Origin of the sequence: Vulcanococcus limneticus LL, assembly GCF_002252705.1 — a bacterium.
Classification (GTDB): Bacteria; Cyanobacteriota; Cyanobacteriia; order PCC-6307; family Cyanobiaceae; genus Vulcanococcus; species Vulcanococcus limneticus.
The window spans coordinates 24,441-42,071 of sequence record NZ_NQLA01000015.1 but is presented as its reverse complement, the minus strand read 5'-3'; the positions used below and the strand labels follow the sequence as shown (position 1 = coordinate 42,071).

Below are 17,631 nucleotides of genomic sequence, written 5' to 3'. Positions count from 1 at the left end.
CATCTCTGCTTCGAGCCGATGACCATCGCCCTGCTGATCGCCCTGGCCGGCTCCCTGGCACTGATGGCCGTGATCGTGCGCCGGCTGGAGCGCACCTGAACCCAGGCGGCAGTCGGCCCCTCGCCTCGTTTCAGGCGGGCGGCAGCTCAGGGGCCATGTCGATAAATCCGGCCCCGCCGTGTTTGGCCCGGTACATCGCGGTGTCGGCAGCGTTGAGCAGGCTGTCGGCATCGAGGGCATGGTCGGGCCAGCGGGCGATGCCGATGCTGAGTGACACCGCCACCGTTGCCGGCAGCTCCGGATAGGGCTGGCCCGCCGTTTCGCGCAGGATCAGGGCCAGCTGCTTCAGCTGGACGAGGTCCGGTGCGTTGGGGATCAGCACCACGAACTCGTCGCCTCCCTGGCGGCAGAGGATGTCCGATTCGCGCAGCTTCTGCCGCAGCCGTGTAGCCACCAGCTGCAATAGCCGGTCGCCGACGCTGTGGCCGTGGGTGTCGTTCACCGGCTTGAAGCCGTTGATGTCCATGAACAGCACGGCCACCTGGTGCTGGTAACGGCGGCCCATCGCCAGGGCCTGGGTCAGCTGCTCCATCAGCAGGGCCCGGTTCGGCAGCCCCGTGAGGTAGTCGTGGGTGGCCTGGTGGCGCACCGCCTCATCCTGCTCGTGGCGTTCGGTGATGTCGCGCAGCATCCCCACGAAGCTGGTGATCTGGAGGCTCTCGTCAAGCACGGCGGAGATGCTCAGCTCATGGCGCCGGATCTGGCCATTGCGGTGGCGGTTCCAGATCTCGCCGTGCCAATGGCCCAGTCCAATGATGCTGTCCCAGAGCTCGCGGTAGAAGGCCTCGTCGTGCCGGCCCGACTTGAGCAGGTTGGTCTTGCGGCCATGGGCCTCCAGGCGGGAGTAGCCGCTGAGCTGGCTGAAGGCCTCGTTGGTGGTGAGCACGAAGCCGTTGGCGTCGGTCACCACGATCGCCACCGGACTGTTCTCGAACACGGTGGCGGCCAGGGCCTGCTCCCGGCCGGCCTGCTCCGCCAGCCGCAGCGCCCGCTGCAGGGCGAGCTGGTTGTCCACCAGAGCCCGCATGCCCAGGGCCGCTGCCAGGCTGATGGTGAGTCCCAGCAGGCCGATGAACACCAGGGTGCTGCTGAAGCCGTTGGGGCTGATCTGACCCGGCGGCAGCTGGACGCCGATCAGCCAGTCGCGGTTCACGACCCGCAGGGTGCGCCAGGTGGGGTGTTGCAGCAGCCGGGATCCGTGCAGGTGCTGGCTGTCGAACAGCAGGGCACGGGTCAGGGGCTTCTCGCCGTCGTACACCAGCACGCCGGTGCGCGACAGGATCGGGTGGTCGATCGAGACCAGGGTGGTGCGCAGCAGGTCCGCCATCCGCAGGGGCGCATAGGCCCATCCCTGCAGATGGCGCAGGCGCTCGGCTTCGGACCGAGGCTCCCGGCCGTAGATCGGCAGGTAGATCAGGGTGCCGGGCTGGATGCTGCGGCCCGCCTCCTGCAGCAGGCGCACCGGGCCGGTGAGGGCGGCGTCGCCCGTGATGGCGGCCCAGCGCATTGCCTCGCGGCGGGTGGGCTCGGAATACATGTCGAAGCCGATGGCGCGCTGATTGCGCCAGTCCAGGGGCTCGAGGTAGAGGATCGCGCTGGTGAGGGGGCGGGGGCCAGGCGGGCGCACCCGGAAGTCTTCCAGCCCCTGGCGGCGGGCCAGGGCTTCGAGGGCCGGGATGCCGCCCGGCGGGATCACCTTGGCGTAACCCACCCCCTGGATCCCGTTGAGGGTTGAAGGGGAGAGGGCGAGGGAGCGGTAGAACCGCTGAAATTCGTTGAGCGTGACGCCTTCGGAGGCCTGCATCAGGCCCGTCACCGCCGCGAGCACCGCCTCGGTGCTGGTGAACTTGGCCTCGATGGCCCTGGTGATGTCGTCGGCGAGGTCGCGCTCGATGCGCTCGTGTTCGGCGCTGCCGAGGCGCCTCTGCCCCTCGCACACCAGCCCGGTGATCACCAGGCCCAGGGCCAGCACCAACCAGGGCAGGGCATGGATCGTAGGTCGGGGCACCCTCTGCCTCCAGCCAGCGATGGCGCCGCGGGTGTTGCCCTTCAGCCGTGCCTGCCACGAGGCCAACTGCCGCCGCGCTGCATTGGTTGGTGGCTGGAGGGCCGGTGGCGGCACGCGCCTACCTCTTCTGAGGTTGTGATGTGGTTCTACACCAGCTGCAGCGAGCCGGGTCTGCGTCGTAGGGAGACGTTGAAGACAACGGGCCTGAATGCAAACGTTGCATCAATGCAGAAGTTGCATCAATGCGCGGCGGACTCCGGGGCGTCAGCCCACCCCCTCGGCCCGCTGGGCCTCCCGCACCAGCCGCTGCACCCGCTCCAGCAGCGATTCGTTGCTCAGCCGGCTGTTGAGGCGTTCCACCAGCAGAGGAAAGGCCAGGGGACCCGGCCGCCGCGGCGTCTCCAGCTGCCAGCGGCTGTCCGCCAGGCGCTGAAGGGCGGCCGCCAGCCGCGGCAGCTCCAGCTGCTGCTCGATCACCTCCCGCCGCGCCTGTGCCAGCAGCCGGTGGCCGGGCTCGTGCTTCTGGAACACGTCGAACAGCAGGGCGGCACTGATCTGCAGCTGACCTCCCTGCGACTGACCGCCACCCTTGGCCTGGCCGGGCAGGCCGTTGTGCACCAGGCCGCTGATCTGGGCGATGGCGCGGAAGCGGCGGCGGCAGAGTTCCGAGAGGTTCACCGCCTGCTCCAGGTCGGCCTCCAGCCGCTGCTGATCCAGCAACATCTCGCCGTGGAGCTCCAGCAGCTCGGCGAAGGGGTAGCCCCGGGGGGCTAACAGTTCCAAGCCGTAGTCGTTCACCGACACCGTGATCGTGCTGGGTCGGTGGCGGGCCAGGCGCCAGGCCCACAGGAAGCCCAGGCCCTCGTGCACGAAGCGCCCCTCCAAGGGGTAGGCGAACAGGTGGCTGCCCTCACGGCTCTCGCAGAGCTCCACCAGCAGCTCGTCGCTGCGGGGCAGTCGCGAGAGGTCGGCCTGGCGGCGCAGCAGCGGTTCGAGGGCGCGCAGCTCGGGGCTGTCGAGGCCGGCCGGGGGATCGCCGTCGCTCTGGCCGCCGCCGAGGCCCTCGCCGCCCCGGCCGATGGCCTCGGCGCAGCGGTGCAGTTCCTGGCGCAGCTGGCGGCTAAGCAGGTCCGAGAGGGCCAGCTGGCCCCCGGCCCAGGCCGGCACGGTGCTGCTCTTTCGGGTGGTGGCCTTCACCTGGGCCGTCATCTGCCGCAGCCGCACGAACTCCAGTTGGCGACCGGCGAAGAAGAACACGTCCCCCGGTTTGAGCCGGCCGATGAAGGCCTCCTCCACGTGGCCCAGCACCGCTCCGCGCACGAACCGCACCGTCACGGCCCGATCGGCTGTGATCGTGCCGATGTTCAGCCGGTGCAGCCGGGCGATGGCGGCCTCGCGCACCACGTAGGCGAAGGGGTCACCCGGCGCCGGGGTGGCATCGCGATCGATCTGGCCGCCGGGCGCCAGGGCTGCCCGCTGCAGCTTGCGGTAGCGCGGGTAGGCCCCCAGGCATTCGCCGCCCTGCTCCAGGAAGCGCAGGCACCAGGCCCAGTCGGCGTCGCTGAGGTGGCGGTAGCTCCAGCAGCTCCGCACCACCCGCAGCTCCCGCTCCGGCACGAAGCCCGGCCCGCAGGCCAGGCTCACCAGGTTCTGCAGCAGCACATCCAGCGGCAGCCCCGGCGGCCGGCGCGTTTCCACCAGGCCCTCGGCCAGGCCGCGCCGAATGGCGCTCACCTCCAGCAGCTCCAGGGCGTTGGTGGGCATGAACAGCACCTGGGCAGTGCCGCCGGGCGTGTGGGCCGAGCGGCCGGCCCGCTGCAACAGCCGCGCCAGGTTCTTGGCCGAGCCGATCTGCACCACCCGCTCCACCGGCTGGAAGTCCACCCCCAGATCCAGGGAGCTGGTGGCCACCACCCAGCGCAGCTGCCCGGCCTTGACGCCCGCCTCGATCGCCTCCCGCTCGGCGCGGTCAATGGCGCTGTGGTGCAGGGCCAGGGCCCCCTCCAGCTCCGGGCAGGCGAAGCGCAGGCACTGGTGCCAGCGCTCCGCCTGGTTGCGGGTGTTGGTGAACAGCAGGGTGGTGATCGCCGGATCGAGGGCGGCCACCAGCTCTTCGTACATCCGCAGGCCCAGGTGGCCGGCCCAGGGGAAGCCGTCGATGGCCTCGGGCAGCAGGCTGCGGATGGCGGTGCCGCGCCGCAGCGGCGCCGTGATGAGCGTGGGCACCGTCCCCACCCCCACGGCCACCTGGGCCGCCTCCTCGAGGTTGCCGATGGTGGCGCTGAGGGCCCAGGTGCGCAGCATGGGCCGCAGGGCCCGCAGCCAGCCCAGGCACAGCTCGGCCTGGCTGCCGCGCTTGCTGCCCATCAGCTCGTGCCACTCGTCGAGCACCACCGCCTGCAGCTGGCCGAACAGCTGCGGGGCCTTGGCATTGCTGAGCAGCAGCGCCAGCGACTCCGGCGTGGTGATCAGGATCTGGGGCGGGCTGCGCAGCTGGCGGGTGCGCTCGCTGGTGGTCGTGTCGCCGTGGCGGATCCCCACCCGGATCGGCCAGTCCATGGCCTCGATCGGCTGCTGCAGCGCCAGGGCGAGGTCGCGGCTGAGGGCCCGCAGGGGGGTGAGCACCAGCAGGCGGATGCCGGGGGTGAGCCCCTGGCCGCTGCCCCGCTCCGTTACTCCGGCCTCGGCCAGCAGGTTCGCGATCGGGCCCATCACGGCGGCGTAGGTCTTGCCGGAGCCGGTGGGCACCTGGATCAGGCCGCTCTCGCCGCGCAGGTGGGCGCGCCAGCTCCGGCGCTGGAACGGCAGCGGCCGCCAGCCCTGCTGGGCAAACCAGGCCTCGATCGGCGCCAGTTGCTTCATGGGCCCGAAGGCGGCGGCGTCATCACCAGTTCGCCATGGGTGAGGGCCCAGGGCCCTAGCCGCTGGCGCAGCAGGTCCGCCAGGGCCAGGGTGCGCGGGTGGTCGGCCCATTCGCGCCGCACCACCAGCGCCTCGCCGCTGCTGATCGGCAGCTGCATCGGCAGCCGCACCAGTCGCCCCGCCACCTGCTCGCTGAGCACCGTGGCGTAGGCCACCAGGAGGTCCTGTTCGCCCTTGCCCTCCCAGCGCTCGCGCCGGTAGCGGGTCATACGGGTGGGGCTGCTCCACAGGCCCAGGGCCCGCAGGCTGGCCTCCACCTTGGGGTAGGTACCGGGCGGCAGGGCCAGCGATGGAAGGCGGCCACATCGTCCCAGCTGAGCGGTTCGCCCCGCTCCAGCTGCAGCAGCAGCGGATGCTCCGGCGCTACCACCAGATGCACGGGCATGGTGCAGAGCTGCAGGGTGCAGAGCTCGGGGTCATCGGCCTCGGGCCAGTCGGGGCCACCGGTGAGCCAGGCGTCGATCACCCGATCCCGCAGCCACTGCTGCGGCCGCTGCACGCCCACGGTGTCGTGGCGGCCGCCCAGCCAGCCCTCCGGCGCCGGGGTGAGCAGCAGCGGGCCGCTCCAGTAGGTGCCCTCGATCCGCAGTGGGGCGTGGCCGCCCCAGCGGGCCGTCTGGTGCACGTGCCGCTCCAGGGCCAGCAGCGCCAGGCTCTGCTCTGAGCCCTGCAGCTCCCATTCCTGCTCGCGCTTCAGCAGCCCCAGCTCGAACACCCTCAGGGCGTGCTGCACCCGCCGGCTCACGGTCGCCTGGTTGATGTGGAGCCGCTGGCCCGCCTTCTGGCCGGAGCGGAGCCACTGGCTGAGATCCAGGGCGGCCAGTTTGTCGACGCTCAGCATCAGGGCGCCACGTCGCCGCTGGCCTCAGGGGCTTCCGGGGACTGGAGCAGGGCCAGGGCCGAAGCCAGCGTGTCTGCTTCCTGAGCGGGCTTGTCACGGCGCCAGCGGGCGATGCGGGGGAAGCGCACGGCGATGCCGCTGCGGTGGCGCCGCGAGGGCTGCAGGCCCTCGAAGGCCAGCTCGAACACCTGTAGGGGCTCCACCGCGCGCACCGGCCCGAATCGATCGATCGTATGGCTACGGATCCAGCGATCCAGCTCCGCAATCGCGCCGTCGTCGAGGCCGGAGTAGGCCTTGGCGAAGGTCACCAGCGCCGGCGCGGGCTCCCCCGGCCGGGGCGGCTCGCTCCAGAGGGCGAAGGTGTAGTCGGTGAACAGGTTGGCGCGGCGGCCGCTCCCCGCCTGGGCGTACACCAGCACCGCATCGAGCCGCAGGGGCTCCAGCTTGTGCTTCCACCAGTCGCCGCGCCGCCGGCCCACCCGGTAGGGGGAGGCGGCGGCCTTGAGCATCAGCCCCTCGGCCCCGGCGGCGCGGGCCTGCTGGCGCAGGGACTCCAGGCTGTCCCAGGCGGGCAGGGATAGCAGCGGGGAGAGGCGCAGGAGCCCGGCTTCAGGCGCGGTTGCCGCCGCCGGGGCCCCATGGAGCAGGCAGTCCAGGGCGGCGCGGCGCTGGCTCAGGGGCCTGGGGCGCCAGTCCTCGCCGTCCCGCTCGAGCAGGTCGTAGGCCATGAACACCGCCGGAGCTTCGGCCAGGAGCGCGCGGCCCGGGGCCCGGCGGCCCAGGCGGCGCTGCAGCTGGGCGAAGGGGGCCGGGCGCTCGGCGCCCTCGGGCCACACCAGCACCTCGCCGTCGAGCACGGTGCCGCAGGGCAGGGCGCCGGCGGCGGCGATCAGCTCGGGGAAGGCGGCGTTGATCAGCTCCTCGCCGCGGCTCCACAGGAAGCCCTCGCCGCCGCGGCGGATCAGCTGGCCGCGGATGCCATCCCACTTCCACTCCACCAGCCAGTCGCTGGCTGGGCCGGGCAGGGGCGGGGCGCCTGGCTCGGGCTCCACGGGGGAGGCCAGGCAGAACGGGTAGGGGCGGCTGATCGGGCCGTCGACACCGCCCGCTGGGGCCAGGAGCGCGTTCCAGGCCGCCGCGCTGGACTGGGCGCTGTCCCGCTGGGGCCCGCCGAGCTGCAGGCCACCCATCAGCCGATGGGCCAGCAGCGCCGGCTCCAGGCCGCTCACCTGGCTGAGGGCGCGGAGCACCAGGCCCTGGGCCACCCCCAGTCGGAACCCGCCCGTGAGCAGCTTGTTGGCCACCAGCAGGGCGCCGGGCTCCAGGCCCTGCCAGAGGCGGCGCACGGCCTGGGCCTGCTCGGCCCCCTCCAGGGCGGCGGCGGCCGGCAGCAGCTCCCCCAGCCAGCGGTGCAGGGGTTGGTCAAGCAACGACTCCTCGGGGTCGCCATCGGCTGTGCCATGGCTCGTCTCGGGCTCCAGCTGCTGCCAGAGCAGGGCGATGGTTTCGGCCGTGTCGCCGACATGGGCGTAGCAGTCGTCGAACAGCCACTCCGGCAGGGCGCTGCCCTCGAGGGCGATCTGGCGCAGGCGACGGCCGGTGATCAGGCGCCTGCGCTGCTTGCCGAGGAGCAGGTGCAGGGCCCAGGCGGCATCGGCGGGGTCGGCGGTGGCGAAGTAGGCGGCCAGGGTTTCCACCCGGGCGGTGGTGCCGCTGCGGGCATCCAGCTCGCCGAAGAGTGCTGTGAAGCGGCGCATGGGGCAGGGAGCGGATGCGCCGCGGGCGGGTTCAGGACTGCTTGGGCACGAACAGCTGCGAGAGCAGCACCAGCAGCCCGGCGCCGGCCAGGGCGGGCAGGATCACGGGCAGGCCCTTGGGGGCCACGGCCGAGGCGAACACCAGAACTTGCATGGTTCTCACAGGTGCGTGGGGAACTGGGATTAGCTAGCACCGGTCACGGAGGCCCGTGCGCCCTCGCCATCCTTTGACAAGGTGGCTGCGGGCTGGGCCGCCGGCTCCTCTCCGTCCAGGCGCTCGCCGCCACGCTGGGCGTTGAAGTCCCCCTCCAGCGGCTCGGCGCTGATCGCCTCCACCTCCCGCAGGTAGCGGGCCAGGCCGTCGCTGTTGCCGTGGGTCACGTACACCTGGCGGGCGCCGCTCTGCCTCACGCTCTGGAGCAGCCCCGGCCAGTCGGCGTGGTCGGAGAGCACGAAGCCGCGCTCGGTGCCGCGGCGGCGGCGGGCGCCGCGCACGGCCATCCAGCCGCTCACGAAGGCCGTCTGGGGCTGCTTGAAGCGCCGCATCCAGGGCGAGCCCTGGGCCGCGGGCGGTGCGATCACCAGCCGCCCGGCCAGCGACTCTCCCCGGGGCAGCTCGCTGACAGGCCGTGCGGGCGGCAGCACCACGCCGGCCTGGCGGTAGGGCTCCATCAGGGCCTGCACGGCCCCGTGCAGCAGAATCTCGCGGCCCTCGGCTCCGGGCTGGCCCGGTTGGCCCACCCCAAGGGCGGCCAGCTCCGCCAGCACCCGCTGGGCCTTGCCGAAGGCATAGCAGAAGAGGATCGAGGTTTGCTCCGGCGCCCCTTGCCACCAGGCCAGGATCTCGGCCGCCACCGCCGCGCCGTCCCGCCAGCGGTAGATCGGCAGGCCAAAGGTGGCCTCGGTGATGAACACATCGGCGCCCACCGGCTCGAACGGTGCGCAGCTGGGGTCGGCGCAGCGCTTGTAGTCGCCGCTCACCAGCCAGCTCTCACCGCCGGCCTCCAGGCGGATCTGGGCACTGCCGAGCACGTGCCCGGCTGAATGGAACGACACGCGCGCGTCGCCGATGCGGTGCAGCTGGCCGTACTCCACCGGCAGCAGGCGGATGGCGGCGCCGAGCCGCCGGCGCAGGATGCCCTCGCTGCTGCCGATCGCCCAATACTCGCCGCAGCCGGGGCGGGCGTGGTCGGCGTGGGCGTGGCTGATCAGGGCCCGGGGTACCGGGCGCCAGGGGTCGATCCAGGCGGCGGCGGCGGGGCAGTAGAGCCCCTGGGGGGTGAGCTCCAGCAGGCTGCCGGGGGGCAGGGGCATGGGAAGGCGACGGGCTCAGCCCGCCAGGGCCTGGCTGAGCCTGTCCAGCAGCGGCAGCCGCTGCTCCGGATCGCCCACCAGCTGCAGCACCCCGGTCTGGGGCCACCAGTTCAGCTTCAGGTTGCTGACTCCGTCGTCGATCACGGCCACCTCAAAGGCGCCCTTGTGTTCCCAGTGGCACTGAACGTCCAGGGTCTCGAGGAGATCCTGCAGCTCGTTCAGGCTTCCGTGGAACTCCATCCGCTTGGCACCCGGTTTCCGGCATGGTAACGGGATCAAAACGATGGAATCGTTCCCTGAAGGTGTCGACCGGACCCTCCGTCAGCGGCTCATCTCCAGCATTTTCTGGATCGGTGCCAGGGCCCGCTGGCGCAGGTTCTCATCCATCACGATCTCGGGCTGCATCGTCTGCAGGCAGCGCCACAGCTTCTCCAGGGTGTTGAGGCGCATGTAGGGGCAGGCGTTGCAGCTGCAGCCATCGGCGCCCGGCACCTCGTAGAACTGTTTTCCCGGCACCGCCTTGCGCATCTGGTGCAGGATTCCGGGCTCGGTGAGCACGATGAAGCTGGGGGCGGGGCTGGCCTCGGCCCGGTGCAGCAGTTTGCTGGTGGAGCCGATGAAGTCGGCCAGATCGAGCAGGTGCTGCTGGCATTCCGGGTGGGCGAGCACCTCGGCCTGCGGATGCTCCAGTTTCAGTTGCAGCAGGGCCTGCTCGCTGAATGTCTCGTGCACGATGCAGCTTCCGGGCCAGAGGGTGAGCTCGCGGCCGCTCTGGCGTTGCACCCAGCGGCCCAGGTTCTGATCTGGGGCAAACAGGATCGGACGGTCGGCGGGCAGCTGGTTCACCAGATCCACCGCGTTGCTGCTGGTGCAGATCAGGTCGCTCTGGGCCTTCACCGCCGCGGAGCAGTTGATATAGCTCACCACGATGTGATCGGGGTGCTCAGCCCGGAAGGCGGCGAAGCCATCGGCGGGGCAGGCGTCAGCCAGGGTGCAGCCGGCTTCGAGATCCGGTAGCAGCACGGTTTTATCGGGGCTGAGGATCTTGGCGGTCTCCGCCATGAAGTGCACGCCACAGAACACGATCACCTCCGCGTCGGTGGCGGCGGCCTTGCGGGAGAGTTCCAGGGAGTCGCCGATGAAATCGGCCACGTCCTGGATGGCGGGGTCCTGGTAGTAGTGCGCCAGGATCACGGCCTTGCGCTCGCGCTTGAGCGCGGCGATGGCAGCGGCCAGTTCCGCAGGGGGTGGGCAGGGCGGCGCCACCCTGCCCGAGTTCACCGTGGCTCCCTGGCCCGAAGCCCCACCGCTTGCAGAACCAGTGCTGCCTGGAGCACCGTCTGGCGTGTTCTGGGCTGCCGCGAAAACCAATCCGGACCCTCTGCGATGCAGGATGGGGCAAGCCTAGGGATCGGGTTGGCGGCGACCGGCACAGCAACCGAACCTGGACCCGAGCCTGGCCGGCCCATCCAGATCGCGATCGCCGGTGATCTTCACGGCCAGTGGGATGCCAGCGATGAGGCCCTGCTGGAGCTGATCGCCCCCGATGCCCTGCTGGTGGTGGGCGACCTCAGCGACGGCCAGCAGCGCATCCCCGCCCGCCTGGCGCGGTTGACCCTGCCCACGGCCTGCATCCTCGGCAACCACGACACCGGCCGCGACCCCACCGGCCACACCCTGCGCCGCCAGCTGGATCTGCTGGGGGACCGCCACTGCGGCTGGGGCCTGCGGGAGCTGCGGCCGCCGGGGCTGGCGGTGGTGGGGGGCCGTCCCGCCAGCGCCGGTGGGGGCTACCACCTCAACCATGGCGCCCATGCGGTGTTCGGCCCGGTGACCCTGGAGGACTCGGTGTCGCGCATCACAGCGGCGGCCCTGGCGGCCGATCCGCTGCTGCCCCTGGTGCTGCTGGCCCACTGCGGCCCCAGCGGCCTGGGCAGCGGCCCCGCCGACCCCTGCGGCCGCGACTGGAAGGCCCCCGCCCGCGACTGGGGCGACCAGGACCTGAGCCTGGCGATCGATCGCATCCGCCGGGTGCGGCCGGTGCCGCTGGTGGTGTTTGGGCACATGCACCACCGGCTGCGGCGCGGCCAGGGGGATCGGCTCAGCTTCTGCCGCGACCGGGCCGGCACCTCGTATCTCAATACGGCCTGCGTGCCCCGCCACGACCAGGACGACCGCGGCCGCAGCCTGCGCCACTTCAGCTGGGTGGTGCTCCGCGATGGGGAGCTGCTGGAGGTGAGCCACCGCTGGTACTCCCCCGCCGGTGACCTGCTCTACCGCCAGCTGCTCCACGAGCAGCGGGCTCCGCTGCCGGCCCTGGCGCCCTGCTGAGCTGCCATCGCCGTGATCCTCTACGCCTGCATCAGCGGCCACGGCTACGGCCATGGCTCCCGGGTGGCGGCGGTGCTCGCCGCCCTGCACGCCCGCCGCCCCGACTGGCGCCTGGTGCTCTCCACCCCCCTGCCGGAGCCGTTCCTGGCGGCCGCCTTCGGCCCGGTGCCCTACGAGCGGCGCCCCTGTCGCTGGGAGGTGGGGGTGATCCAGGCCGATGCCCTCGGCGCCGATGCCCCCGCCACCCTGGCGGCCCTGGCGGATCTGGAGTGCAGTCTCCCGGGCCAGATCGCCGCCGAGGCCGCCTGGCTGCGCCAGCAGGGCGAGCCGGTGCTGGTGCTGGCGGACGTGGGACCCGCCGCCGCCGAACTGGCCGCTGCGCTGGGGGCCCCCCTGGTGTGGATGGGCAATTTCGGCTGGGATGCCATCTACGGGCCCATGGGGGGCCCCTTCGGGGCCTGGGCGGAGCGCTGCACGGCGCTCTACCGGCGCGGCACGGCCCTGATCCGCTGCCCCTTCGCCATGGCCATGCCCTGGGATCTGCCGGTGCACCCTGTGGGGCTCACCGCCGGCCGGCCCCGCGGCGATCGGGAGGCGCTGCGGCGCCAGCTCGACCTGCCCAGCGAGCGCGAGGCGGTGGTGCTGGTGGGGTTCGGCGGCCTGGGTTTTCGCCTCGATGCGGCCCTGTTCGCCCGCTGGCCGGAGCACCGCTTCCTGGTGGCCGACCCGCTGCTGGCCGGCCAGGCGGCCAACGCTCTGGCCCTGCCCCCGGGGCTGCGCCCGCTGGATCTGCTGCCCCTCTGCGGGCGCCTGCTCACCAAGCCGGGCTACAGCAGCTTCTGCGAGGCCCTCACCCAGGGGGTGGGCATCCACCTGGTGCGCCGCGACGGCTTCGCCGAGGCCCAGGTGCTCAGCGACGCCCTGGAGCGCCATGGCCCGCACCGCCTGCTGAGTCGGGAGCAGTTGCTGGCGGGGGACTGGCAGCTCGACCTGCCCCTGACTCCCCCCACAGAAGGCCCCCTGGCGGCCGGTGGGGAGGGGGAAGCAGCCGATGTGTTGCTCTCTTACGCGCCTGAATGATCAGCATTACTGAATTGATCCCCAAAGATGGTTGTGAAGCCATCGATAACTGCACTGCAGCTTGTGACCTGAACCCAACTTGGTAGTTTTGAATACAGGTAGACACTTGTGTGACTGTCACTAACACGATTCCTTTGGCGGGTTGATTTGACAAACTCTCCCCAACCAATTGACTAAATCGGCCCGGCTGATCTTTCGCTCGCTGTCTGACGGGTTCTTTCCGTCTCATCGCTAGCAGAGACCCAGCTCTCCTGATCAATGGTCCATTGTTCCTTCGCCCGCTGAGGTGGGTGACCCAGGCCCCGGCCCCTCTTCTCAAGGCCTGCCTGTTGATCCCGGCTCCCCAATGTGCTTCCCATCGCGGTACCAGTCCCTGGTGCCGGCTTTGGCCTGACGCTTCGCGGAATGTCCTCTGCTTCGAACGGTTTGCTATCCCTCCTCTCCTGCGCCCCCATCGCCCGATCCCGTCGCTCCCGAGTGGGCCGTGTCGGACTGATCGGAGGCTGTGCCGCCGCCCTTGCCCTGCCCCTGGCCGCTCCTGCCCAGGCCGCATCGGAGGCCGCGCCCCAGGAGCAGGTGCGCTCCAGCTTCCAGCTGCAGGTCCCGGCACCCCGGCTGGCCATGCTCGATGCCGGCCCGGATCCCCTGGCCGCACCGCCTTCCATGCCGTCCACCACCGGCAGCCGCTTCAGCGGGCCCTACCCGATCACGCCTGAGCGCCGGGCCCTGCTCAACACGATCCGCTACGCGGAGGGCACCTGGGCCAATGGCCAGGACATCGGCTACCGGATCATGTTCGGCGGCGGCCTGGCCCCCGGCCTGGAGCGCCACCCCGACCGCGTGATCCGCTCCGGCGGCTACGCCAGTGCCGCCGCCGGCGCCTACCAGTTCATGCCGTTCACCTGGTCGATGGCCAGCCGCATGCTCGGCCTGCAGGGCTTCGGCCCCGAGGTGCAGGACCAGGCCGCCCTGCTGCTGGTGCATCGCCGCGGCGGCCTGCCCCTGGCCGACCAGGGCTCCTTCACGCCCGAGCTGGCCGCCAAGCTCGCCCCCGAGTGGGCTTCCTTCCCCACCCTCGCTGGCCGCAGCTTCTACGGCCAGCCCGTGAAGCGCTACGACGCCCTGCGCCGCTTCTACGAGGACAACCTGGCCCAGCTGCGGGCCGGCCAGGGTCTGGTGGATCCGAGCCTGGCCGCCGTTCCTACGCCGCCCCCGGCACTCCCCTGCAGCGACGGCAGCCTGGAGTGCGCCCTGCGCCAGGTCGGCAACTGATCGGCTGGGGGCTGATCGGGGGCGCGGAGCCTCAGCCCTCGCCGCCCCCATCCGCCAGGCGCGCCTTGCCCACCGTGTTCTGGGCGATCAGGTAGGCCACCGCGATGGCGCCGGCAAAGCCCAGCACATTGCGGGCCACTGGCAGCAGGTCGCTGGTGCGCGTCACCACCGGCCCCAGGCCGAACACGCCGAACAGGATCACCCACAGGGGTGAGAGCAGCAGCACCCAGGTCCACTCCACCTTGTGCTCGGGCTTGCGCGGGTAGGCGGCGAAGCCCACCACCAGGCCGCCGATCATCGAGGTGATCAGGGTGAGCAGCCACTGTTCCTGGGGCAGGCCGGGCACCACCTGGCAGCCGCCGCGCTCCAGGCACACCGCCACGGCGTCGAGGGCGTCGGTGATGGCGCCGTCCTCGCCGTGGTCGCGCACGTAGTACTGGTTGCCGAAGCGGGTCTGCAGCTCCACCCAGTAGGTGCGCGGCATCAGGGCGAACAGGGCATCGCCCACGTTGAAGTTGAGCAGGTTGCCGCCACGGGGATCGGCCACCAGCACCAGGCTGCGCTCATCCAGCCCCCAGAACTCCTTGATCGCCAGCCCCGGCGTGCGGTCGTACTGGGTCAGCACCCGCAGTTTCCAGCCCGTATCGGCCTCGATGGCGTTGAGCTTGGCCTCGAGGGCGGAGCGCTGGCCGTCGGTGAGGGCCTTGGCCAGGTCGATCACCGGGGTGGGGTGGTCGGGCAGCAGGTCGGGGTTGTCGTAGGCGTGGGCGGGGCCGCCGGGCAGGCCTGGGCCCGCCGGGGCGCCGAGCAGCAGCGCCAGGGCCAGGCAGAGGCCCAGGGTCAGGGCCCGGGCGCGACGGCCGAGGCGCCGCAGGCGCGAGCCCAGATCCCGGGGGCCTTGAGCCAGGCGGCCCTGGCCGTCCCCGGCCCCGGTGTCTGGGCCAGCGTGCTGCTCCCGGTTCTGTTCCCGCGGGCCCATGGCGACTGTTCCAGAGTGGCCAGCATTCTCACCGAGCCCGCCGCGCCGCCGTGGAGTTCCCAAGCCCCAGCCCCGCGGCCTCCACCGCCCCCTCCCCCAACGCTGCGCCAGGGGAGGGGGCCACTGCCGTGCCCGTCTGGCTGGCCGAGCGCCTGGCGGCGGCCGGTGGCTCGGTGCCCTTCGCCACCTACATGGCCTGGGCCCTGCACGACCCGGAGCACGGCGCCTACGGCAGCGGCCGCCTGCAGGTGGGCCCCGGCGGCGACTTCGCCACCTCCCCCTCCCTCGGCCCCGACTTCGCCGCCCTGCTGGCCCCCCAGATCGCCCAGTGGCTGGGGGAGCTCGCCGCCGACCTGCCGGAGGATGCATCCGCTGGCGATCCGACCCAGCGGCCGCTGGCCCTGATCGAGGCCGGCCCCGGCGAGGGCAGCCTGGCCCGCGACCTGGCCGAACAGCTCGCCGCCGGCTGGCCCGAGCTGGCCGCCCGCACCGAACTGGTGCTGGTGGAGCCCAACGCGGGCATGGCGGCTCGCCAGCGCCAGCGCCTGGCCGGCGCCCCGCTGCCCTGCCGCTGGAGCAGCTTCGAGGCGCTGGCGGCGGCGCCGCTGCGGGGGGTGGTGCTGGCCCACGAGGTGCTCGATGCCCTGGCGGTGGAGCGGATCACCTGGGACGGAGCCCTCTGGCGCCGCCAGCGGGTGGCGCTCCACCAGGGCGCCCTGCGGCTGGAGCCCGGCGAGCCCCTGGGCCCGGAGGCCAGCCCGCAACTCGAAGCCCTCGGGCTCCTGGGCCCCGGCCCCCAGCGCCCGCCCGGCTGGAGCACGGAGCTGCATCCGCAGCTGCAGCCCTGGCTGGCGGCCTGCGGCGCCGCCCTGGCCCGCGGCCCGCTGCTGGTGATCGACTACGCCCTGGAGGCCTGGCGCTACTACGCCCCCTCCCGCGCCGACGGCACCCTGATGGCCTACCGGGGCCAGCGGGCCAGCGGCGATCCCCTGCGGGAGCCCGGCCACTGGGACCTCACGGCCCACCTCTGCATCGAGAGCCTGCAGGCGGCGGCCCGCGCCAGCGGCTGGCAGCCGATCGGCCAGTGCCGCCAGGGGGAGGCCCTGCTGGCCCTGGGTCTGGCCCAGCGGCTGCATGGGCTGCAGCAGGTGCAGGCCGCCGGCGTTTCGCCTGCGGACCCGGTGGGGCTGGAGTGGCAGGCGGGCGTGGCGGTGTCGTCGGCGGAGTGGAGCCTCGGAACCCTGCTGGCCCGGCGCGAGGCCCTGCTGCGGCTGGTGGATCCCGCGGCCCTGGGCGATTTCCGCTGGCTGGCCTTCCGCCGCGGTCCCGTCTCTGCCCAGCCGGTTCCCCCGGCGGCGGGCCCTGCCGCCGCCGCCAGTCCTGCCGCCGGCCCCGACCCGGAGCTGCCCCTGTTCCTGCGGGAGCCGCCGCTGGCCTAGCGGCAGCGGCTGGAACGGGGTGGGCACTGGTGAGCAGTGTTGCGGCTGCCCCCATGGCCCCTGGATCCCTGCACAGCTTCCACGGTTTCGCCGGCGGGGCGCCCCTGCACCTGCATCTGCCGCATGTGGTGGATCCAGGAGCGGCGGCCTGCTGCTACGTGGAGGCCCTGGAACTGGCGGGCGGCCCGGCGGAGCTGCTGGAGGGCTTTCGGATCTGCCAGCCCCAGGCCCAGCCCGTGGCTGCCCCCGAGCAGGACACCCTGGCTCTCTACCGCTACCGGCTGCGCCACTGCCCCAGGCGTCGCCAGGCCCTGCAGCTGGAGTGCTGGCGCCTCTACCCCGGCTGCGGCGGCTGGCAGCGCCGCTGCGGGCCGATGCCGCTGGCGGCCTTTCTGGAGCAGTTCCTGCCGGAGCTGGAGGGGGGAGCTCAGGCCAGCCTGGCCAGCACCTCGCGGATCGTGGCCGCCTCCACGTCGTCGCGGATGATCACGCTGCCGTAGACCGCGCCGCCCGTCTGGGCACCGGCCTCGGGGCTGAGGGGCAGCACGAAGCGCACCTTGCCGTCGCGCACTTTCTTGTCGCCCTGCAGGCAGGCGAGCACGGCCTCGGGATCGAGGGCCGGCCAGGCCAGGGGCAGGCCGGCGGCGGCGATCAGGCGCTGTTGCTGGTCGTGCTCGGCCTGGCTCCAGAGGCCCAGGGCCAGGCTGAGTTCGCCGGCGGCGCGCATGCCCAGGGCCACGGCCTCGCCGTGCAGGTAGGTGCCGTAGCCGCAGAGGGTTTCCACCACGTGGCCGAGGGTGTGGCCGTAGTTGAGGATCGCCCGCAGGCCGCCCTCCCGCTCATCGGCGGCCACCACCTCGGCCTTGGCGGCGGCGGAGCGCTCCAGCAGGGTCTGCAGCAGCGCGGGCCCCACCGCCGCCTGGCTGGCGAGGCCGGAAGCTGGGTCCCGATGGGCGGCGGCCCCGAGCTCGGCCAGCAGCGCCCCATCCCCGATCACCCCGTACTTGATCACCTCCGCCATGCCCGCCCGGAACTCCCGCTCCGGCAGGGTGGCCAGGGTGTCCGGGTCGATCAGCACCAGCCTGGGCTGGTGGAAGGCGCCGATCAGGTTCTTGCCGCCCGGGTGGTTCACGCCGGTCTTGCCGCCGATGGCGGCGTCCACCATCGCCAGCAGGGTGGTGGGCACCTGCACCACGGCGATGCCCCGCAGCCAGGTGGCGGCCGCGAAGCCCGCCATGTCGCCCACCACGCCGCCGCCGAGGGCCACGATCAGTGAGCTGCGCTCGAGCCGGCGCTCAAAGGCCGCGTCGTGGATCAGGCCCACGGTGGCGGGGGTCTTCTGGTCTTCGCCGGCCTCGATCACCAGCAGCGACGCCTCCAGGCCCGCGGCGCTGAGGCTCTGCAGGGCGGTGGCGCCGTAGTGCTCGTTCACCACGGGGTTGGTGACCACCAGCACCTTGGTGCCGGCCTTGATGCCCTGGCCCCGGATCTGCTCCCCCAGCTGGGCCAGGCTGCCGGCACCGATGGCGATCGGGTAGGGGTTGGCGCTGAGCTCCACCCGGATGGTGCGGATCGCGGTGGGGGTGGCGGTCATGGCGGTGGGAGCGGCCAGGGCGGCAGGTCGGCAG

The 17,631-nt window shown here is 72.4% G+C and carries 16 protein-coding genes; 5 read left to right on the top strand and 11 right to left on the bottom strand.

Annotation, left to right across the window (positions count from 1 at the left end; all coding sequences use genetic code 11):
- Positions 1-130 precede the first annotated feature (130 nt).
- From CJZ98_RS08330 to nadA, 9 genes are all read right to left on the bottom strand, one after another.
- Positions 131-2,068 (bottom strand): CHASE domain-containing protein, encoded by a 1,938-nt coding sequence (locus CJZ98_RS08330; protein ID WP_094590320.1) that lies wholly within the window; start codon positions 2,066-2,068, stop codon positions 131-133.
- Between the two features lie 264 nt (positions 2,069-2,332).
- Positions 2,333-4,930, bottom strand: coding sequence for a ligase-associated DNA damage response DEXH box helicase (locus CJZ98_RS08325; protein WP_094590274.1), 2,598 nt, complete (start codon positions 4,928-4,930; stop codon positions 2,333-2,335).
- The gene (locus CJZ98_RS08320) at positions 4,927-5,199 is read right to left on the bottom strand and encodes a hypothetical protein (RefSeq protein ID WP_157910922.1); all 273 of its coding nucleotides are present in this window, start codon (positions 5,197-5,199) and stop codon (positions 4,927-4,929) included. Before CJZ98_RS08320 ends, CJZ98_RS08325 begins: the two co-directional genes overlap by 4 nt.
- Positions 5,196-5,831 carry a LysR substrate-binding domain-containing protein gene (locus CJZ98_RS08315; RefSeq protein ID WP_094590270.1) on the bottom strand — a complete coding sequence of 212 codons (636 nt, stop codon included), beginning with the start codon at positions 5,829-5,831 and terminating at the stop codon, positions 5,196-5,198. Before CJZ98_RS08315 ends, CJZ98_RS08320 begins: the two co-directional genes overlap by 4 nt.
- On the bottom strand, positions 5,831-7,588 hold the full coding sequence (locus CJZ98_RS08310) for an ATP-dependent DNA ligase (RefSeq protein ID WP_094590268.1): 1,758 nt from the start codon (positions 7,586-7,588) through the stop codon (positions 5,831-5,833). The genes CJZ98_RS08315 and CJZ98_RS08310 overlap by 1 nt, the downstream gene beginning before the upstream one ends.
- Positions 7,589-7,619: 31 nt before the next feature.
- Positions 7,620-7,742, bottom strand: coding sequence for a hypothetical protein (locus CJZ98_RS19350; protein WP_255082345.1), 123 nt, complete (start codon positions 7,740-7,742; stop codon positions 7,620-7,622).
- A 29-nt stretch (positions 7,743-7,771) separates the two neighbouring features.
- On the bottom strand, positions 7,772-8,902 hold the full coding sequence (locus CJZ98_RS08305) for a ligase-associated DNA damage response exonuclease (RefSeq protein ID WP_198537601.1): 1,131 nt from the start codon (positions 8,900-8,902) through the stop codon (positions 7,772-7,774).
- A gap of 15 nt (positions 8,903-8,917) precedes the next feature.
- On the bottom strand, positions 8,918-9,142 hold the full coding sequence (locus CJZ98_RS08300) for a hypothetical protein (RefSeq protein ID WP_094590266.1): 225 nt from the start codon (positions 9,140-9,142) through the stop codon (positions 8,918-8,920).
- 81 nt (positions 9,143-9,223) lie between these two features.
- Complete coding sequence (nadA, locus tag CJZ98_RS08295) at positions 9,224-10,183, bottom strand: quinolinate synthase NadA (RefSeq protein WP_094590265.1); 960 nt, start codon at positions 10,181-10,183, stop codon at positions 9,224-9,226.
- 135 nt (positions 10,184-10,318) lie between these two features.
- Here nadA and CJZ98_RS08290 point away from each other — a divergent pair, with 135 nt between their 5' ends.
- The 3 genes from CJZ98_RS08290 to CJZ98_RS08280 all read left to right on the top strand — a co-directional run bounded on the left by CJZ98_RS08290 (position 10,319) and on the right by CJZ98_RS08280 (position 13,585).
- Positions 10,319-11,233 (top strand): TIGR04168 family protein, encoded by a 915-nt coding sequence (locus CJZ98_RS08290; protein WP_232756338.1) that lies wholly within the window; start codon positions 10,319-10,321, stop codon positions 11,231-11,233.
- Positions 11,234-11,245: 12 nt separating this feature from the next.
- Entirely contained in the window at positions 11,246-12,313 is a 1,068-nt protein-coding gene (locus tag CJZ98_RS08285) for a hypothetical protein (protein WP_094590261.1), read from the top strand.
- A 477-nt stretch (positions 12,314-12,790) separates the two neighbouring features.
- Complete coding sequence (locus CJZ98_RS08280; protein WP_232756337.1) at positions 12,791-13,585, top strand: lysozyme family protein; 795 nt, start codon at positions 12,791-12,793, stop codon at positions 13,583-13,585.
- Positions 13,586-13,616: 31 nt separating this feature from the next.
- Here CJZ98_RS08280 and CJZ98_RS08275 read toward each other — a convergent pair whose 3' ends face one another.
- Positions 13,617-14,564: a TPM domain-containing protein gene (locus CJZ98_RS08275; protein ID WP_232756336.1), complete on the bottom strand. Its 948-nt coding sequence runs from the start codon at positions 14,562-14,564 to the stop codon at positions 13,617-13,619.
- A 50-nt stretch (positions 14,565-14,614) separates the two neighbouring features.
- On the opposite strand from CJZ98_RS08275, the gene CJZ98_RS08270 reads away from it, so the two are divergent.
- Together CJZ98_RS08270 and CJZ98_RS08265 are read left to right on the top strand one after the other, a co-directional pair.
- A complete protein-coding gene (locus tag CJZ98_RS08270; protein WP_232756335.1) occupies positions 14,615-16,003 on the top strand; it encodes a class I SAM-dependent methyltransferase in 1,389 nt (462 codons plus the stop codon).
- Between the two features lie 53 nt (positions 16,004-16,056).
- Positions 16,057-16,503, top strand: coding sequence for a hypothetical protein (locus CJZ98_RS08265; RefSeq protein ID WP_094590259.1), 447 nt, complete (start codon positions 16,057-16,059; stop codon positions 16,501-16,503).
- Here the strand turns inward: CJZ98_RS08265 and aroB are convergent.
- Positions 16,431-17,597 carry a 3-dehydroquinate synthase gene (gene aroB / locus CJZ98_RS08260; protein ID WP_094590257.1) on the bottom strand — a complete coding sequence of 389 codons (1,167 nt, stop codon included), beginning with the start codon at positions 17,595-17,597 and terminating at the stop codon, positions 16,431-16,433. The two genes, CJZ98_RS08265 and aroB, sit on opposite strands and share 73 nt — an antisense overlap.
- Between the last annotated feature and the right edge of the window lie 34 nt (positions 17,598-17,631).

Coding starts and splice junctions, on each gene's coding strand:
- CJZ98_RS08325 (WP_094590274.1), bottom strand. CDS start 4,930: ATGAAGCAACTGGCGCCGATCGAGGCCTGGTTTGCCCAGCAGGGCTGG.
- CJZ98_RS08320 (WP_157910922.1), bottom strand. CDS start 5,199: ATGACCCGCTACCGGCGCGAGCGCTGGGAGGGCAAGGGCGAACAGGAC.
- CJZ98_RS08315 (WP_094590270.1), bottom strand. CDS start 5,831: ATGCTGAGCGTCGACAAACTGGCCGCCCTGGATCTCAGCCAGTGGCTC.
- CJZ98_RS08310 (WP_094590268.1), bottom strand. CDS start 7,588: ATGCGCCGCTTCACAGCACTCTTCGGCGAGCTGGATGCCCGCAGCGGC.
- CJZ98_RS19350 (WP_255082345.1), bottom strand. CDS start 7,742: ATGCAAGTTCTGGTGTTCGCCTCGGCCGTGGCCCCCAAGGGCCTGCCC.
- CJZ98_RS08305 (WP_198537601.1), bottom strand. CDS start 8,902: ATGCCCCTGCCCCCCGGCAGCCTGCTGGAGCTCACCCCCCAGGGGCTC.
- CJZ98_RS08300 (WP_094590266.1), bottom strand. CDS start 9,142: ATGGAGTTCCACGGAAGCCTGAACGAGCTGCAGGATCTCCTCGAGACC.
- CJZ98_RS08275 (WP_232756336.1), bottom strand. CDS start 14,564: ATGGGCCCGCGGGAACAGAACCGGGAGCAGCACGCTGGCCCAGACACC.
- CJZ98_RS08265 (WP_094590259.1), top strand. CDS start 16,057: ATGGCCCCTGGATCCCTGCACAGCTTCCACGGTTTCGCCGGCGGGGCG.
- aroB (WP_094590257.1), bottom strand. CDS start 17,597: ATGACCGCCACCCCCACCGCGATCCGCACCATCCGGGTGGAGCTCAGC.